This is a genomic window from Bacteroidota bacterium (assembly GCA_021300195.1).
In the GTDB taxonomy this organism is placed as follows: Bacteria; Bacteroidota; Bacteroidia; order J057; family JAJTIE01; genus JAJTIE01.
Genome location: JAJTIE010000018.1, coordinates 120,442 through 135,633, shown reverse-complemented (window position 1 = coordinate 135,633; position 15,192 = coordinate 120,442). Strand labels below are relative to the sequence as shown.

Sequence of the window (15,192 nt, the reverse complement as noted above, 5' to 3'; positions counted from 1 at the left end):
ACAAGAGCTAGCTATAATTTTTTAGACGACCGCTACATAATGATGATACGCATTCATCTCCGCCTTCTCTTGCTTCTTTACCTGTCGGGGCTCGGCTTGGTACAACTAGTGACAGGGCAGGCCTTGCAAATAACCACGAACAATAATGCTACGACATTGTCCGAATCTCTGGAGGGTGCGGGCGTTACGATCCAGAACGCAATCTACACTGGCCCACCAAATGCCGTGGGCTTGTTTGAAAACACCAGTGAGGACTTTCCCATCCAGCGGGGCCTGGTGCTCACCACGGGTAGGGCTACTGTAGCTGCCGGGCCTAACGACATAGAAAACGCCACTATTGATAACACGGTAAGAAACCTCTTTGGGGTTCCCATAAATACCTGGCCAAACGCCTGGGCCGAAACCACAACCGGAAGAGAGAGCCGAGATGCGGCGGTACTCGCCTTCGATGTGGTGCCCGGCGGAAACCGGCTGAAGTTTCGGTATGTGTTTGCCAGCGAGGAATATCGAGAGTTTGTATACTCAGAATTTAATGACATTTTTGGGCTGCTTATTTCGGGCCCGGGTATAGTGGGCAGGCAAAACCTGGCACTGGTGCCGGGCACCAGCGTACCCGTTACGATTAACACCGTCAATAATGGAAATGACGATATTCTTTCCATTCCTTCCAATCCTGAGTTTTTCATCGACAACACGCCCCTGGATAGCCCGCTGCGCGAGGTTACCCAGTATGATGGGCTAACGGTGCTGCTGGAGGCCGAGGCCGAGGTGCAACCCTGCCAAACCTATCGAATCGAACTGATTGTCTCGGACATTGGAGATCCAACACTTGATTCGGGTGTGTTCCTAGAAGCCGAGAGCTTCACCAGCGAGGAGAACTATGCCCTGCAGGTAGAGAATGCGCTAAGTGAGGTAGACTTTGCCGAGAACTGCGGCGACGAACAGAAGATCGTGCTGGAACGTACGGGCGACATAGATCAGCCCGTAACGATCAGCTGGGTGGTGGGTGGCACCGCTACCCAGGGGGTGGACTATACGCTGGGCCTCAGCAGCCCCCAGCTGCTGCCCGCCGGTCAGGCGGTTATTGAGATACCGGTTACCATCCTGAGTGATGCCCTGGTGGAGGGGACGGAGACCCTGGAGTTCGATCTGTTCAGCAGCCTGTGCGGCTCGCCCATCCTGGCCCTAAAGGATACCTTCCGCATTCGCGACTTTCAGCCGCTGGTGGTTACCGTGCCCGGCGAGGTAACCTTCTGCGCCTCCGCCCCCACAAAGACCCTGACCGCTACGGCTAGTGGTGCCTTTGGCAACTACCGCTTCCGCTGGACAGGCGCACCCCAGGGGGCCGACCTGGCCATAACGGCACCCGGCACCTATACAGTAGCCGTACGCGACTCCTGCCCCGTGGGTGCCAGCAGTACCGAGGTGGTAAAGACCGTAAGCGTCAGCTTCGTAGGGACGGATGGAATAAGCAGCAACGACACGACCTACACACACTGCACGCTGGGTGCCTACTCGCTGCAGGCCCCGCAGGTGCTGGGGGGGGGGTGCGGCCCTATGCCTATCAGTGGGCGGTGGGCGGTGCCTTCGTGCCTGAGGCTATTTTTGAGGTGAACCTGACGGGCTTCCCCTACAGCCAGGCACTGGTGGTGCGCGACCAGTGCGGCCAAACAGACACAGTACAGCTGACCGTAAGCAACGAGGTGGACACCCCGCTAAGCCAAACCTACTCCTACATGGCCGAGCAGTGCTTTGCGGGCCATAGCCTGGGCTTTGCCACAGCGGGCACAATAGAGGCGGGCACTTACACCTGGGACTTCGGGCCCGAGGCCACCCCCGGCACGAGCAACCAGGTAGCCCCCACCGGCATCACCTACAGCCAGGCCGGGATGCACGAAATCACCCTGGCGGTGCAGCTTGCCAGTGGATGCATCACACGAGACACCTTTCTGTTAACCCTGGAGCTACCGTTGGAAAGTGTTGTATTGCAGGGCTTTGGCTCCGATACACTGGTCGAAAACTGTGGCACCAATCAGCGGATACGCATCCGCCGAACGGGCGGCACCACCACCGCAGAGACCCTGAGCTGGACACTGGCGGGCACCGCTACCCAGGGGCTGGACTACACCCTGGGCCTTACCAGCCCGCAGACCTTTGCCGTGGGGCAGGAGGAGATAGAGCTGCCTGTCAACGTACTTACTGATGTACTAGATGAGACCGATGAGACGCTGGAGCTAATCTTCAACTACACGCCAGCTACTGGCCTGTGTGCGGGCCGTGCTACCGAGGTGCGGGACACCTTTGTCATTCGCGACTTCAGGCCGCTGGTGGCGGTGCACGACGCTGAGCAGCAGTTCTGCCTTGCTGCGGATAAAACGATCGGCCCTACGGTTTCGGGGGGCTTTGGCAACTACAGGTACCTGTGGAGCACTGGCCAAACCACCCCTACCATTGTCCCCAGCGCATCGGGCACTTATAGCCTGCTGGTGGTGGACAGCTGTAGCAGCGGTACCAGGCTAACAGAGACCTTGGACTTTGACGTGGAAATATACTCTGAACCGGCTATGCAAGATAGCACCTATGCGCACTGCCTGCTGGGTGCCTACACGCTGCAGGCCCCGCAGGTGCTGGGCGGCCTGCCCCCCTTTGAATATCAGTGGACAGCGGGGGGTACCTTTGTGCCAGCATCTACTTTTGAGGTGAACCTGGCGGGCTTCCCCTACAGCCAGGCACTGGTGGTGCGCGACCAATGTGGCGAAACAGACACTGTGCAGCTTACAGTAGTGGATACACCGGTGGGCGTGCAGCGTTATCGGGTAGACAGTCTACAGTGCTTCGAGGGGCATGCGGTGGACCTTCAGGTAGCTGGAGCTGCGGTACCCATAGCGGGTGCCTACAGCTGGAGCTTCGGCCCCGGTGCCAGCCCGGCTACCCATGCGGGTGCCCTGCCGCCAGTGGTTACCTACGCCGCCGCCGGGGTATACACCATCTCGCTGAATATAGCGCTACCGGGCGGCTGCAACTATGACACGAGCCTTGTGGTACGCCTAACCACGCCCGAGGAGGTGGCACTGGCACAGGTGGCCACCTGCCAGGCCAATCTTTATCAGTTCGTGGTAGAGAACCCCACTGCCGGTGCAGACTACCGCTGGAGCCGGGTAGACCCCGCCACGGGTACCGAAACGCCTCTGCCGAGCACCGGCAGCAGCTTGGACCTGGAAGAGGCGACGCAAGACAGCATCACCCTGCTGCTTACCAATGTGCAAAACCCGTGTACCCGTGTGCAGCGGCGCTATGCCCTGGCCAGGCCTGTGGCCAGCTTTCTGCCAGTATCAGGCGAAGCAAAGCTGAATGAGCTCGGCTTTGCCGAGCTGCCCTTCCTCGGCTTCTTCCGTGGCGATGGCAACCTATATAGCTGGCAGATAGATGAACTGCCGGGTGCGGGTAGCTACACTGGGCCCGAGGTATCGATGCTTTTTGAAGCAACAGGTACTTACAGCTTTACCCTAACGGTAACGGATGCAGACGGATGTGACTGGTCTGCACGCTGTGAACAATGCATCACCATTTTGCCCGGCACGGTACGCCTGCAGCTTTCCAATGTGTTTACCCCTAATGCCGATGGCCGAAATGACCGCTGGCCCGACAATGTGAATACACTCTGGCCAGTGCGGGTAGCCAGCCTGAAGATATTTGACCGCCTGGGTGTGCTGGCCTATGAGGGGCAGAATGCCTGGGATGGAACCACTGACGGGGCCAATGCATTCGAGGGAACCTATTTCTATGTGTTGGAACTGGAGGACAACCAGTCCTTCACTGGCAGTGTAACCTTACTACGGTAAGGGGTGTACTGATATAAAGCCCGATCCCGGCATTCGATAGATAAGAGCGGGTGTCCTTCTTTTGCGAATAAAAGGATAGGAGCCAACAAGCGATCTATCAGCGCAGATTACACGCATTTCTTGAAGATTTGATGGAAACGCAAGGCTTGTATGCCAAGTCTGGGGCAGAAATATCAACCTGCCTGTATTTGCCTGTAGATTAGCTCCGTGTGGGGCTCCCGAGAGCGCACTAAGGGGCGGCTCTGCTCGTTCTATTACTCGGAATACTTCCCCCTGCTATTATGGTTAACGCATTTACCTGTTTCCGCCTTGTCTGGTCCACGCGCTGTATTCTGCTGGGGGTGCTGTGCTGGTCGGCACATGCCCAGCCGCTGCAGGTTACACCCGGCGGAAGTGCCACGCAGCTGGCGGGGGCGCTCGCAGGGACGGGTGTAACGATCCAGAATGCCAGCTACACCGGGGCCATAGATGCGTCGGGTTTGTTTCAGAATACAAATTCCGGTTTTCCGATTCGGACTGGTATTGTGCTCACCACTGGGCTAGCCGGGCTTGCAACAGGGCCAGGCTTCAACTTACCGACCTGGGTAAATGGTACAGAAGGCAACTTGTGGGCAACCACCACAGCAGGCGCTGCCAGCGAAGATGCGGTGGTGCTGGCCTTTGACGTAATTCCCTCAGGAAACAGGCTCAGTTTTCGATATGTATTTGGCAGCGAAGAGTATCCCGAATTTGTGGGTTCACTTTTCAATGATGTGTTTGGCTTACTGATATCGGGCCCCGGCATAGCCGGGCGGCAGAACCTGGCTGTAATCCCCGGAACAAGTACCCCGATCAGCATAGCAAACGTGAATGGTGGGAATCCGTTTGATGTGCCGCCCGTGGCACCTACAAATCCGCTTTTCTATGTAGACAATTCTGCGGCTGGCGGGCCGGTGTTTACTACCGTGGCGTACGATGGGCTGACCGTACTACTGGAGGCCGTGGCCACCGTACAGCCCTGCCAAACGTACCGCATCGAACTGATTGTGGCCGATGTGGGAGATGCAACCGTGGACTCTGGCGTGTTTCTCGAAGCCGGGAGCTTTACCAGCAACCTGTATGCGGTAAGGGCTGAAAACAGCCTGAATGCCAGCATACTGGCAGAAAACTGCGGCAATAGCCAGCAGCTGGCGGTAACAAGGAGCGGAGACCTATCTCAGCCCGCCCAGATAAGCTGGACGCTGGGCGGCAGCGCCACAGCAGGCCTGGACTACAGCCTGGGCGTGGCCAGCCCACAGACGCTGGCCCCCGGACAGGCTACACTGACAATACCGGTAACGGTGCTGGACGATGCCCTGGTGGAGGGCGAGGAACGGCTGGAGCTCAACCTCTTCAGCGAATCGTGTGGCAGCCGGATACTGGCACTGCGGGATACCTTTGTATTACGCGACTTTCAGCCCCTGCAGGTTACAGCGCCTGCCAGCTTGCGCTTCTGCACCACCGAACCTGGCAAGGTGCTGGAAGCCCTGGTAAGTGGGGGCTACGGAAACTACACCTACAGCTGGGGGGCCGCCAGCCCAGGCAACACCAACCGGATAGAGATAACGGCACCGGGCAGCTATACGCTTAGGGTGCGAGACTCGTGCCGCGCCGGCGAAGCAAGCCTACAGGCAAGCCGCACCATTGTCGTGAGCTTTTGGGATCTCCCTACAGCCCGAGATACCAGCTTCGTGAGCTGTGGGCCAGGCACCGTTACCCTAAGGGCGCCGAACGTACGGGGGGGACGACCGCCCTTTACCTACCGCTGGGGGAGCTCGGGCAGCTTCGGCACGATCGATACCCAGAACGTGTCGCTCACGGGGCCCTCTCTTACCCAGGCTCTCACCATCCGAGACCAGTGCGGTGTAACAGTGGACCTAACACTAGGCGTACTGGACGGAACGGCCCTTATCCAGCGATACCTGCTGGAGGCCACCCAGTGCTTTGTGGGGCACCGCATCCAGTTTGGCATAGCCGGGGGCGACACCGTGGCTGCCGTATATAGCTGGAACTTTGGCCCGGGTGCCAGCCTGGCCAGCTATGCCGGCGCACTGCCGCCGCCCATCACCTATAGTACGCCTGGCGCACACCGCATCACGCTCAGCATCACGCTAGACAATGACTGCATCTACAGCACGGCCTATGACATACTGCTTACCCTACCCGAGGAAGTAGGCGTCCGGGCTGTTCCTTCCTGTGTTCCGTATCGGTATGATTTTGAGATTGAGCGTGCCAGCCCAGGCGCACCGTACCGCTGGCTACGGGTAGGCACAGGGGCCGGGCAGCCCCCGGTACAGATAGGGCAGGGTGCGCGCATCAGCCTGACCGACAGCCTGGCGAATAACCTGCAGCTGGTGGTGGAAAATGCGGCAAACCCCTGCACGCGGGTAGAAGCCCGGTTTCCGCTTTTCACGCCCAGCCTCCGCTTTCTGCCTGCGCAGGCGCGCGCGCAGCTGAACGCACAAGACTATGTGGACCTGAGCTTCACCGCCATTTTTGATGGGGATCCGGTGGAATACCGCTGGCGGATTGGCGGCCAAAGGGGGCAGAGCTACCTGGGCGAACGGATCGTGGCCCGGCTGGACAGCACGGGCCTGTATGACCTGGAACTGACGGCTACAGACCGGGATGGCTGTGCGTGGCAGGCGCGTTGCACCGGCTGTATACAGGTGCTGGGGAAGCAGCTGCGGGTACCCAATGCCTTCAGCCCGAATGCAGACGGCCTGAATGACTACTGGCCGGGCCGGGCAGAGGTGTTCTTTCCCCGCATTGTACAGCATGTAATTTATGACTACTGGGGGAACCAGGTATACCGGGGTGCGGGAGCTTGGGACGGCACCGTAGAGGGCAAAACACCAGCACCCGAGGGAGCCTATGTGTACAGCCTACAGCTGGAAAACGGCGAGGTACTGACGGGTACCGTTACACTCATCCGCTAGAGCCAGCCTATCTCCAGCATAGTCTGTGCCATCAGGTAGGCCACGTATAGGCCCAGGCCGATGAAGAGATAGCCGATGATGCGGGTTACGGTCACTTTGCTCTTGTAGCTCATGCCGGCCTGCTTGCGTGCAGCCACCAGGGCCACACTCAGCTGGAGCAGAAAGGTGCCAAGCATAACCCCCATGGAGTAGATAAGCAGGTGCGCCAGGTCATTGCTCAGCCAGCTGCGGCTACGCAAAAAAGTAGCCACCATTAGCCAGAAGGGCAGCAGCATGGGGTTGAAAAAGTTGAGGGTAAAGCCTAGCATCAAGCCGCCCCCCTTGCGCACCTTTTTGGTAGCCATACCCTCCTCCTCATCGGTCTTTACCCGGCGAAACAGGTTGTAAAAACCCAGGCTGAGAATAAAGGGGATGCTAAGCATCTGCAGCACCAGTACAAACACATCCTGGTCTCGCTGGTTGCTAAAGAGCAGGTCTACACCAATGACTGCCAACAGACAGTACAGCAGCTCCATGGTACTGCTGCCAACGGCTACCAGGATAGCCTGATTCCGACCTTGGTTCAAGGCCGTTTGCACAACGGCCAGGTTTACCGGCCCCAGCGGCATGGCCGCAAAGAAGCTGATAAAGGTACCAAGCAGGAGGTGGATAAGGAAGGGCATTAGGCAATCGGTAAAGCGTATACCTGCACAAGTTTATCAGACAAATAACGGAGAAAATACCGGGGATCCAGGGGCTCGCCCAGCACTTGCAAGCTCCATTCCCGGGCCGAATACAGGCTGCCATACTGGTGCACCCGCTGGCGCAGCCAGGCGTGTATGGGTGCAAAGTGGCCGGTACGCAGCTGGGCCTGCAGCTCGGGCAGCTGCTGGGCCATGTGGGCGTACTGCTGGGCGGCATAGAGGCTGCCCAGGGTATAGGTGGGAAAGTAGCCTATGGCACCGATGGCCCAGTGGATGTCTTGCAGCGGGCCATCGGCCTCGGTGGTGGGCTGTATGCCCAGGTGCTGTAGTAAGAAGGCGCTCCAGTAGTCCGGAATATCGCGCACAGCCAGGCGGCCCTCTATCAGCTGGCGCTCCACCTGGTAGCGCAGCAGGATGTGGGTGTGGTAGGTAAGCTCATCTGCCTGGATGCGGATGGGGCCTGGCTGTACTTTGTTCACAGCACGATACAGGTCTTCGGGGGTTTTGCCAGCCAGGGCATGCGGCATATACTCGGCCAGTAGGGGGAATAGCCACTGGCAGAAAGCCTGGCTACGGCCTATGTTGTTCTCCCACAGTCGGCTTTGGCTCTCGTGCAGGCTCAGGCTACTGGCCTCGCCCTCGGGCAGGCCGTAGGCATGGGCAGGCAGGCCTTGCTCATACAGGCCGTGTCCCATCTCGTGCAGGGTGCTGTAGAGCATGGCCTGCATATCACGCTCCACAATCAGCGTAGTGAGGCGCACATCCTCCGGCCCCGCACTGGTGGTAAAGGGGTGGGTACTCAGATCCTGCCTGCCGTGCTGTAGGTCAAAGCCCATCTCGGCAAGCAGACGCATGCTCAGCGCCCACTGTGCGTCCTTGCCCACAGGTGTAGCCAGAAATGCATCTGGCACCTGGGGCTGCCCCTGCAGAGACTTAAGCAGCGGAACCAGCCCAGCCAGCAGCTGCTCAAATATCGGGTCTACCTCTGCCAGCGTCAGGCCTGGCTCATAGCTATCCATCAGCGCCTCGTAGGGGCTGTTTGTGTAGCCATAGTATTCGGCTTCGCGGCGCTTGCTGTCCACCATTTGCTCCAGGGCGGGGCAGAAGGCTTGCCAACTAGCCTGCTTTTTGGCCTGCTCCCAGGCATATTGGGTACGGGCGGCCAGCTCGGCCTGGGCCTGCACAAAGGCGGCTGGCAGCTTCAGGGCCTTCTGGGTTTGCAGGCGCAATTGGGCCAGGTTGAGCCGCTCTTTTTCGTTCAGGCTGGCAGTCTCCACCCTGGGCAGCAGGGGTGCCAGCTCTTCTGCCAGGATCCTGTGGCGCAGGGCAGCGAGTGTGCCCAGCTGGGTAGCGCGGCGCTCTATGGCACCGGCAGGCATGTACACCTCTTGATCCCAGCCCAGCAGGCTGGCAGCACCCGACAGGTCCTTGAGCTGGGCGGAAATTTTCTTGATGGTCTCGAAAGCCTCCATAAGCAAAAAAAACTTACACCATCCATCTAGCCTGGCCGGTAAAGATAGCGCATCTGAAATACAGAAGCCCGCCCTATGTCAGATTGACACCTGTGGGAACCTGCTGTGTAACACAGTGGATGCCGCCCAGCCCCCACAGCAGGTCCTCGCAACGGATGGGGATGATCCGGCGCTCCGGATAGCACTGCTGTAGTATCTCCATAGCTGCCTGATCTGTAGGTACCCCGAATGTGGGTAGCAGCACAACGCCATTGGCCACATAGTAGTTGGCATAGCTGGCGGGCAGCCGTACTCCGTCTGCAACCAGCGGGGGGGGCATGGGCAGCTGCAGCACCCGATACGGCTGGCCCGTGGCGGTGCGGAAGCCCCGGATGCGGCGAAGGTTTTCCTGGAGGATGGCATAGTTTTCGTCCTCAGCAGCTGGCTCTACGATGGTCAGAATGGTGTCGGTTCCCACCAGCCGGGTCAGGTCGTCTATGTGTCCGTCGGTATCATCCCCGGCTACGCCATCGGCCAGCCAGAGTATCCGTTCTATACCCAGGTGGGTGCGCAGGGCCTCCTCTATCTCGGCCTGCCCCAGGTGCGGGTTTCGGTTGGGGTTTAGCAGGCAAGACTCGGTGGTGAGGAGTGTACCCTGGCCGTCTACCTCTATGCTGCCCCCCTCCAGGATCAGGGGTGGGCTCACCACAGGCAGCTCCAGAAAGCGGGCTATGTGCTCCGGAATCTGATTGTCCAGGTCATAGGGCGGATACTTGCCTCCCCAGGCATTGTAGCCCCAGTTGGTTACGGCCAGCTCTTGTGTATCGCGGTGCTGCACCAGGATCGGGCCATGGTCGCGCATCCAGTTATCGTTGGTTTCAAAGGGTAGCAGGGTTAGCTCGCCAGGCTCTATGCCTGCGCGTGTAAGCACGCGGCTCACGCGGTGCTCTATGCCACCGGCACAGATGAGCACCGCCTCGTAGGGCAGCAGGGCCTGCACGATCAGGGCAAACACGCGTTCTACGCGGTCTAGCTTCTCGCCCGGCCAGGTCTGGGCATTTCGGGGCCAGCTAAGCAGGGTGGCGTAGTGGGGTGCCCACTCTGCGGGCATGCGGTACTGCTGGATAGGGTGGGGCAAGCGCATGAGCAAAGATAGATGAAAGCCCCATGGCCACGTGTTTTTTGCCACATTTATGTATATTTCTGCATGGCAGGGAGGTTGAGTCCATCTGTATTTCTATTCCGCTTCCGCCCAGGCTGGCTGCATGTGCACTGGCTGTGGGTATGTGCATCGTTGGCCGTGTGTGTATGTGGCTGTAGCTCGGAGCCCGACCTAACGGGCAGCTGGGTGGTGCAGCAGGCCGAGCTGGAGGACCCGGGCGGAACGGTGCCAGTAGCACTAAAAAACATGGTGCGGCAGGGCATGCCCGGCACCTGCTATACGTTTGGCGCAGATGGGCAATACCGCAAGGTGTTTGCACACGAGGCGGGCGTGAACCAGGCGGGAACCTGGGAACGAACCGGTGCTCGGCTTAGCCTGACGGACACAGCAGGCAACCGGGAGACCTGGCGCATAACCGGGATGGAGGGAGACCAGCTGAGGGCAACGGTAGTGGGCGACGAGGCCGAAGTAGGGGCGGCGCATGCACGCATGAACCTGGTGCTAAACAGGCAGCCCGAGTGATGAGTGCCATTTGAACACGGCGGTGCCCCGGCTAGAAGGCCGGGGTACTGCTGTGAAGTGTACCGATGATAAGCGCAATAGCGCATCTATGGCAGGGGCCGCAGGGCTACTCCCCCTGGTACCCCTTGCCGTCCTGGCGTATTGCACGGTCCAGCTGCATGGGGTTCAGGCTTGGCTCGCTCGCTTGCGGCTTGTCTACACTAATCTGCCTCCGGAGTATCTCGCGCGGATACACATTGTCTTGCCGGTCTATGTCTGCGGTCTCCAGGTAGGGGTCCAGCACCACTTTCTGCAGGGGCTTATCCAGGATGAGGGCCTTGCTACAGGCATAGTTGTTGCGGCGCCATATCTCTACGGGTATGCGCATCAGTTCGTCGCTACCATCCTGGTACACCAGCTGTAGCACCAGGGGCATCATCATCCCGCCCTCGTTTACAAAGTCTAGCTGATAGTAGTATTTGTTGGGCTGGTCCAGATACTTCTTGTCCTCCTCGCTCAGGCTTTCGCGAAAACGCGTATACAGCTGCCGGTGGTACGCATTCGGGGCATAGGGGTCGTAGGTGGTGTAGAAGTCGTGGGTGCTGGTGTCGCGCTGTGTGTAGGTGCTCTTTATGTCTCGCTCATTCCGTATTTGGGATATATGCCGGCTTTGTGCCTGTGCTTCCTTCCGTTCCCATTGCAGCACGCGCTCGGGGTTTTGGCCCAGTAGTTCATATTGGGTCAGGGTGGCCAGGTTAATGTCTACGGGGTCGCTACCCATCCACCATCCGCGCCAAAACCAGTCCAGGTCTACCCCGCTGGCATCTTCCATGCTGCGGAAGAAGTCTGCCGGGCGGGGGTGCTTGAAGGCCCAGCGCTGGCAGTAGGTTTTGAAGGCAAAGTCGAACAGCTGGCGGCCCATCACCGTTTCGCGCAGGATGTTTAGCCCAGCGGCCACCTTCAGGTACTGGGTGTTGCGAAATTGGCTTATGCGATCGCTATGCTGATGGATTGTTTCGCCGCCGCTGTTTCGCAAAAAGTCTGTAATACCGGTGCTAGGGCCCCGGCGGCTATTATAGCCCAGCTCCCACTCCTGCTCCGTCAGGTACTGGATAAAGGTGTTGAAACCCTCATCTTGCCAGGTATGGTCGCGCTCGTCGCTATTGATGAGCATGGGGAAGAAGTTGTGCCCCACCTCGTGAAAAATGACGCTGATGAGGGCATTCTTTTGTGCCAGGCTGTAGGTACCGTCTGCCTCGGGCCGTGGGCCGTTGAAGGTAATCATGGGATACTCCATGCCGACCACAGGTCCGTTTACACTGATCATGGTGGGCCAGGGGAAGTCTGCCGTGTACTTGCTGTAGGTTTTTACCGCATGGGCTATGGCCTTGGTGGAGTATTTCTCCCACAGGGGGTTTCCTTCGCGGGGGTAATAGCTCATGCACATTACGGGCTTTCCGTTCAGGTCCAGCTTCATGGCATCCCAGATGAAGCGGCGGCTAGCCGCCCAGGCAAAGTCGCGCACCTGCTCGGCCTTGTATATCCAGGTTTTTTTTGTCGTCAGGCGCTGCTGGGCATTTTCGTCGGCCTCCGCCTGGGTAATGATCAAGACTGGCTGCACCTCCTCCTGCTGGGCCTGCTTCCAGCGCTGCAGCTGGGTGGCGGCCAGCACCCGGCTGGCATTGGTCAGCTCGCCGGTAGCAGCCACTACAAAGTCTGCCGGTAGGGTAATCTGCACCTGATAGTTACCAAAGGGGAGTGCAAACTCTCCCTGACCCAGAAACTGCTGGTTTTGCCAGCCCTCGGCATCGTTGTACACCATCATACGGGGAAACCAGTGGGCCAGTTCATAAATTCGGTTGCCGTCGGCAAACTCCTCGAAGCCGGTACGTGCGCCAAAGCGTGCGTGCCGCTGCATCTGGTAGCGCCACTTCACTTTCAGGGTAAACTTGCCGCCCGGGCCCAGCGGCGCAGGCAGGTCTACCCGCAGGTTGGTATAGTGTATCTGGTAGGTGAGGGCGCGGCCCGATGCATCCGATACTTCCAGGCCCTGTATTCCGCCCGGGAAGTCTTGCCGGTAGTTCATCCCGTTCCAGTCTTCGGTGGTCATTTTTTGAAAGCGGGTACTCTCCGTCAGCTGGCTGATGCCTTGGGGGTCGAAGTAGTTCTGCTCCAGCTGCAGGAACAGATAGCGGAGGGCATCCGGGCTGTTGTTGGTGTAGGTAATGGTCTCTTCGCCCATAACCATCTGGGTGCTGTCTACCAGCTCTACCGAGATGTTATAGTCCGCCGTGTTTTGCCAATACTGGGGGCCGGGGGCACCGCTACCCGTACGATATACATTGGGGGTAGGCAGCAGGAGCTCTATGCTATCGAACAGGTTTTTCTGTGGATCGTGCTTCCTGGGCTCAGCGTCCTTCTGGGCCTGCATGGCTATAGGGAATAGCACCATACAGGCAAAAACAGCCAGAGATAAATAACGTTTTTTCATATAGCTATTGGTTTGGGTGCCAAAGATACACAATTCGCTTCAGGCGGGTGCACCATTCATCCCTTTTAGCCCGTTGTGTGGGCTGGTGGGGGTGCAGCTTGGCAGCGCTCTATACCTACTGATCTAGAAACGACTTGCCGAAAATAAACTCTGTAGTACACAGCGGCTATCGCTGTTGGGGGGAGTAGGGATGATTTTGTGCTTGTGGATGTGGGCAAATAGCAGCTGCCAAATATAGCCCGCCTTACTAACCCACCGATTTATTTTAACTATCTATCTATCAAGATTTTACAAAAATATAGGGGCCGTGTAGCCCCTATACATATCACAGTTCCCATGCCGGTAGTTCTACAGGCGGCTAAGCAGGTCTTTCTTCTTCGCCTCAAACTCGGCCTCGGAGAGGATGCCGGCGGCTTTTAGTTCGCCCAGCTGCTTCAGGGTTTCCATTATCTTTTCCTGCGTCATGGGCTCGGCTGCCTGGGGCTTCTGCTGGGCATTCATCATCTGGTTGGCCAGGTTCATGCCCATGGCCATCTGCATCATGTCTCCGGCGGTGCTGCTGCCGCCCGCACCGGCCTGGGGGTTGTTTTGTGCAGGGTTCATGCTGCTGCCAGCCTGAAACTGCATGTACTTCTGCACATCCTGCACGTTCTGGCTGATGTTGGCCTTGCCCATCAGGTTGCTCAGTTCCACCTCGTTCTGGTCCATGGCCTCCATTTTCTTGAAGTCCATTTCATTCAGGCGCTGCTGCACCTCTGGCGGCAGGCTTACGTTTTCTACATGAAAGGCGGTGAGGGTAAGGCCCGCCCCCTGAAAATCCTGCGTCAGGGTCTGTAGCAGGTCGGCCCCTATGTCGTGCGCGTTTGCGTTAATCTCACCCAGGCTCTTGCCGCTCTTCTTCAGCGCGCTACTAAACCGGGTAACCACCGAGCTACGGAAGTCTTCCAGAATATCGTCGCTGGTTACATGCGGGTCGGTTTTGGCTATCTCCTGGAAGAAGAGTTTGGGATCGGTAATGCGAAAATCGAAGGTGCCGAACGCACGCAGCTGGATGGGGAAACGAAAGGCAGGGTCGTTTACCAGGATTGGCGACTTGGTACCCCACTTCATGTTGCGTATCTGCCCCATGTTGAAGAAGTATACGTCGGACTTGAAGGGCGACTCAAAGCCATACTTCCAGCTTTTCAGCGAGGTAAGGAGGGGGATGTTTCGGCTTACCAGCTCGTGCCGGCCAGCCGCAAACACATCGGCGGCCTGGCCCTCGCTTACAAACAGCGCGGCCTGGCCCTCGCGCACCGTTAGCTGTGCGCCGTTCTTTATTTCCTTATCGGCATCGGGGAACTTCCACACCACCGTATCGCGGTCTGTCTGTACCCATTCAATAACTTCAATAAATTGGCCCTTGGCCCAGGAAAATAGTCCCATGTGGCGGATGTAAAATTGTTTTCGGGAGAATTATGACTGAAAGATACTAAAAATCAGGGAGTTTTAGGCTTTTTGTAGATGGGCACCGTGCTACAGGGCTCTCCGTACATCAGGCTTTTCACTACCGGCTTCAGGATGCGGCTAGCCTCTACATAGGCGCTGATGGGAACGCTGCCACAGCCCTTCAGGATCACCCGTGCATCGGCGTAAGCGGCCGGATCCAGGGCCTGCAGCAGGGCAGTGCGGTACAGCTCGTCCCGCCGGTGGTCGGGTGTGGCAAACACAACGGAAGCTGCCTGTGCCAGCCGGGTGGTAAGTAGCATATAGGCCCAAGTGGGCACAATGGCATCGGCACTACAGTGTATAGCCACGTGCTTGCCTGCATAGGCGGCCCAGTCGTGGGTATCTACCCAGGCCCGAAAGTCCTTTTCGCGCAGGATGAGGCCCTGAAACAGCTGTTCCTTTATGTCCATACCCACCACTGCCTGCGTAGGGGCATACTGCTCCAGATTCAGGGTAACGAGGCCACTCTGGGCTACTTTGTTCACAATTTCTTCTTGCACGGCCATCTGTCAGTTAGGCTATTCCTACACATGGAATAGTACCGCAAAAGCGATACCAACTAAACCCCGCTGTGGCTTATGCCGTTCCTTTCTGCCACTTTGTCTTTTTCACTTTTG

10 protein-coding genes are annotated in these 15,192 nt (G+C 58.2%); 4 read left to right on the top strand and 6 right to left on the bottom strand.

The window, feature by feature from the left end:
• Positions 1-156 precede the first annotated feature (156 nt).
• The 3 genes from LW884_04845 (at position 157) to LW884_04835 (ending at position 6,799) form a co-directional block, all read left to right on the top strand.
• Positions 157-1,614, top strand: a complete 1,458-nt coding sequence (locus LW884_04845; protein MCE3007664.1) for a choice-of-anchor L domain-containing protein — start codon at positions 157-159, stop codon at positions 1,612-1,614.
• A complete protein-coding gene (locus tag LW884_04840; protein ID MCE3007663.1) occupies positions 1,590-3,842 on the top strand; it encodes a gliding motility-associated C-terminal domain-containing protein in 2,253 nt (750 codons plus the stop codon). Before LW884_04845 ends, LW884_04840 begins: the two co-directional genes overlap by 25 nt.
• 281 nt (positions 3,843-4,123) lie before the next feature.
• Entirely contained in the window at positions 4,124-6,799 is a 2,676-nt protein-coding gene (locus LW884_04835; protein MCE3007662.1) for a choice-of-anchor L domain-containing protein, read from the top strand.
• On the opposite strand, the gene LW884_04830 is transcribed toward LW884_04835, so the two are convergent.
• The 3 genes from LW884_04830 to LW884_04820 all read right to left on the bottom strand — a co-directional run bounded on the left by LW884_04830 (position 6,796) and on the right by LW884_04820 (position 10,077).
• A complete protein-coding gene (locus LW884_04830; protein ID MCE3007661.1) occupies positions 6,796-7,461 on the bottom strand; it encodes a LysE family translocator in 666 nt (221 codons plus the stop codon). The two genes, LW884_04835 and LW884_04830, sit on opposite strands and share 4 nt — an antisense overlap.
• Complete coding sequence (locus LW884_04825; protein MCE3007660.1) at positions 7,461-8,954, bottom strand: carboxypeptidase M32; 1,494 nt, start codon at positions 8,952-8,954, stop codon at positions 7,461-7,463. The genes LW884_04830 and LW884_04825 overlap by 1 nt, the downstream gene beginning before the upstream one ends.
• A gap of 73 nt (positions 8,955-9,027) precedes the next feature.
• Positions 9,028-10,077: an agmatine deiminase family protein gene (locus LW884_04820; GenBank protein MCE3007659.1), complete on the bottom strand. Its 1,050-nt coding sequence runs from the start codon at positions 10,075-10,077 to the stop codon at positions 9,028-9,030.
• A 63-nt stretch (positions 10,078-10,140) separates the two neighbouring features.
• Here LW884_04820 and LW884_04815 point away from each other — a divergent pair, with 63 nt between their 5' ends.
• On the top strand, positions 10,141-10,617 hold the full coding sequence (locus tag LW884_04815) for a hypothetical protein (GenBank protein ID MCE3007658.1): 477 nt from the start codon (positions 10,141-10,143) through the stop codon (positions 10,615-10,617).
• A gap of 106 nt (positions 10,618-10,723) precedes the next feature.
• On the opposite strand, the gene LW884_04810 is transcribed toward LW884_04815, so the two are convergent.
• From LW884_04810 to LW884_04800, 3 genes are all read right to left on the bottom strand, one after another.
• Positions 10,724-13,048, bottom strand: coding sequence for a M1 family metallopeptidase (locus LW884_04810; GenBank protein ID MCE3007657.1), 2,325 nt, complete (start codon positions 13,046-13,048; stop codon positions 10,724-10,726).
• Between the two features lie 387 nt (positions 13,049-13,435).
• A complete protein-coding gene (locus tag LW884_04805; GenBank protein MCE3007656.1) occupies positions 13,436-14,512 on the bottom strand; it encodes an SPFH domain-containing protein in 1,077 nt (358 codons plus the stop codon).
• Between the two features lie 53 nt (positions 14,513-14,565).
• Positions 14,566-15,081 (bottom strand): DUF2480 family protein, encoded by a 516-nt coding sequence (locus LW884_04800; GenBank protein ID MCE3007655.1) that lies wholly within the window; start codon positions 15,079-15,081, stop codon positions 14,566-14,568.
• Positions 15,082-15,192 lie beyond the last annotated feature (111 nt).